This window comes from Stenotrophomonas sp. P5_B8 (assembly GCF_054049855.1).
In genome coordinates, this window is sequence record NZ_JBFULO010000418.1 from 1 (window position 1) to 3,270 (window position 3,270).

Genomic DNA, 3,270 nt, shown 5'->3' on the forward strand with positions numbered 1-3,270 from the left:
GGCGGAGAGCAGCCGACCAACGGTCGGCTCTACCAGCGGGGCGGAGAGCAGCCGACCAACGGTCGGCTCTACCAGCCCAGCAGCCGACCAACGGTCGGCTCTACCAGCGGGTCGCCCAGGGGGTGTCCGCGGTGTTACCCGTGCGGGTATTGCAGCTGCGCGTCCAGCTGCGCCAGACGCTCCGGCGTACCCACATCGGTCCATCGCCCGCGGTGGTGCTGCCCGCTCACGCGGCCCTGCGCGATGGCATGCCGCAGCAGCGGCGCCAGCCCGAACTGCGGCGGCTGCGCAGCCGCGCCGGGGGTATCGCCGATGACCGCGCGCCACCCATCGAGAATCCGCGGCCGATACACGCCGATGCCGGCATAGGTCAGCCGCGCGGCCTCGCCGTCATCGCTGACCTGGCCATCGCCGCGCAGGATGAAATCGCCGCGCGGATGCTGCGCCGGGTTGTCGACCAGCACCAGGTGCGCATCCCCTGTGGGATCACGCGGCAGCGTGCCGAAGTCCACGTCCGTCCACACATCGCCGTTGACCACCAGGAACGGCGCATCGCCGAGCACCGGCAGCGCGTTGAGGATGCCGCCGCCGGTTTCCAGCGGCACCGCGCCCTCGTCGATGATGTGCAGGCGCAGGCCCCAGCGCGCGCCGTCACCGAGCGCGGACGCGAATTGATCGCCCAGCCATGAGGTATTGATCACCACGTTCTCCACGCCCGCCGCCGCCAGACGCTCCAGGTGCCATTCGATCAGCGGCTTGCCACCGGCCACCAGCAGCGGCTTGGGTGTATGCAGGGTCAGCGGGCGCATGCGCTCGCCTTTGCCGGCCGAGAAAATCAGTGCCTTCATGGGCGTGCCGGGATTGGGCCGGCCAGCTGCGCCAGCGCGGGTTTGATGCGCTGCTGGAGCAGGTCATCCAGCGCCGCCAGTTCGGGATGGCGCGGCAGCACTTCGTCCAGGTAACGGATGAAACGCGGCGCGTCGTCGAAGTAATGGCCCTTGCCATCGCGGTCGCGCAGGCGCACGAACAGGCCGAGGATCTTGAGGTGGCGCTGCACGCCCATCCAGTCCGCATCGCGCAGGAACTGCGGCCACGGGCGCACCGGGAGGCCTGCGGCCAATGCCTGGGCGTGGTACCGCGCCAGCCAGGCATCCACTTTCTCCAACGGCCAGCTCAGGAATGCATCCTTGAACAGGCTGACCGGGTCGTAGGCGATCGGCCCACGCACCAGGTCCTGGAAATCCAGCACGGCCGGACCGGCGTCGACCGGCATCAGGTTGCGCGGCATGAAGTCGCGGTGGGTGAGCACCTGCGGCTGGTTCAGTGCGTTGTCCATCAGCCGGCGATGCACCCACTGCAGCTGTTCCAGTTCGCCGCAGTCCAGCTGCAGGCCCAGATGGCGCTGCAGGAACCATTCGTCGAACAGCCCGGCGTCACGCTGCAGCAGCGCCTCGCCGAACGACCCCATACCCTCGGGCACCGGAATCTGCTGCAGCCGGATCAGCTGTGCGAAGGCGGCATCGAACCACGCGTCGGCATTGTCGTCGTCGATATGCCGCGCCAGCGTCGGGCCCCCGAGGTCTTCCAGCAGCAGGAAGCCCTGCTCGACATCGCGCTCGAGCACGCGCGGTACGCGCACGCCGTTGGGTTCGAGCAGGTCATGCATGCGCAGCCACGGGCGCACGTCTTCCAGCCCGGGCGGGGAGTCCATCACGATGTGGCTCCCGGCCGTGCTGGTGGTGCGCCAGTAACTGCGGAAACCGGCGTCGACCGAGGCCCGGTCCAGCGCCAGGTGCGGGTCGTTGAGCGCGGTACTGGCCCACTGGCGGCGGAGGTCGGCGCGCAGGGGATCGGAAGCGGGATCGTTCATGGACGGGTACGTCGAAGCGGCACCGTGCAGGCGCCAGGGAAAAGAGGGGAGGGCGGGCTCAGCGTTTGCCGTTGCCGCTGACAAGGCGCAGCACGGCAAGCACGGCCACTGCACCGAGTATCGCGCCGAGGAAGCCGGCCGGCTCACCGGCGGCATACCAGCCCATGTACTGGCCGAACCAGCCGGCCAGCAGTGCGCCGACGATGCCGAGCACGATGGTCAGCAGGCAGCCCATGCGGTTGTTGCCGGGCATGAAGAAGCGCCCGAGCAGGCCGACCACGAAGCCGACCAGGATGATGTAGAGCCAGCTGGTGCTGCCGAACAGTCCGTTCATGCCATTTGCGCCTTCGGAGGGTGGACGCAGCCTAGCAAGGCCAGGCTGCGTCCGTCACGCCGTGTGCGCTCAGCAGCAGCCGTGGCCGCCGTGGCGGGTGCCGCTGTCGGCGGCCACCGGCGAACCGCTGGTCTCGCCGCGCAGGCTGGCCGCGTAATGCTCGCTGATCACCTTGGAGACGCACGAGGTGACCTTCTTGCCCATCGGGATATGCAGGAACTCGTTCGGGCCATGGGCGTTGGAATGCGGGCCGAGCACGCCGGTGATCATGAACTGCGCGCCGGGGAACTTCTCGCCGAGCATGCCCATGAACGGGATCGAGCCGCCTTCGCCCATGTACATCGCCGGCTTGCCGAAGAAGGTCTGGCTGGCAGCATCGATCGCCTGGGTCAGCCACGGCGCCATCGCCGGTGCGTTCCAGCCGCTGGAGGCCTTTTCAAGGTCGAGTTTCACTTCGGCGCCGTTCGGCGGATCGCGCAGCAGGGCCTCCTTGAGCAGCTCGCCGCAGGCCTTGCCATCGGCGGTCGGCGGCAGGCGCAGCGACAGCTTCACCGCGGTGTGCGGGCGCAGCACGTTGCCGGCCGAGGCCAGCGGCGGCATGCCGTCCACGCCGGTGACCGACAGCGCCGGACGCCAGGTGCGGTTGAGCACCAGTTCGGTGAGGTCCTCGTTCATCGGCTTGAGGCCGTCGACCATCGGGAATTTCTCGAAGATCGCGGTGTCCACTACGTCCGCGGCGCGCTTGGCCTGTTCCAGGCGCTCGGCCGGGATGTCCACGTTCATGCCGTCGATCAGGATGCGGCCGGTGTTCTCGTCCTCGATCCGCGACAGCAGCTGGCGCAGCAGACGGAAGCTGGACGGAATCACGCCGGAGGCATCGCCGGAGTGCACGCCTTCGTTGAGCACCTTGACCGAGAAATTGCCGCCGGTCAGGCCACGCAGCGAGGTGGTGCACCACAGCTGGTCGTAGTTGGCGCAGCCCGAATCCAGACACACCACCAGTGACGGCTTGCCGATGCGGTCGGCCAGGTGGTCAACGTAGGCCGGCAGGTCGTAGCTGCCCGTT

The 3,270-nt window shown here is 68.6% G+C and carries 4 protein-coding genes; all 4 read right to left on the reverse strand.

Features of this window, described 5'->3' with window-relative positions; translation table 11 throughout:
- Nucleotides 1–134: 134 nt before the first annotated feature.
- Entirely contained in the window at nt 135–848 is a 714-nt protein-coding gene (gene murU, locus ACXJKH_RS17375; protein ID WP_457321191.1) for an N-acetylmuramate alpha-1-phosphate uridylyltransferase MurU, read from the reverse strand.
- Nucleotides 845–1,870 carry an aminoglycoside phosphotransferase family protein gene (locus ACXJKH_RS17380; protein ID WP_457321193.1) on the reverse strand — a complete coding sequence of 342 codons (1,026 nt, stop codon included), beginning with the start codon at nt 1,868–1,870 and terminating at the stop codon, nt 845–847. The genes murU and ACXJKH_RS17380 overlap by 4 nt, the downstream gene beginning before the upstream one ends.
- Nucleotides 1,871–1,928: 58 nt before the next feature.
- Entirely contained in the window at nt 1,929–2,204 is a 276-nt protein-coding gene (locus ACXJKH_RS17385; RefSeq protein WP_256775735.1) for a GlsB/YeaQ/YmgE family stress response membrane protein, read from the reverse strand.
- Between the two features lie 69 nt (nt 2,205–2,273).
- Nucleotides 2,274–3,270, reverse strand: a 997-nt coding sequence (locus ACXJKH_RS17390; protein ID WP_457321195.1) for a peptidase dimerization domain-containing protein, incomplete at its 5' end; no start/stop codon positions are given.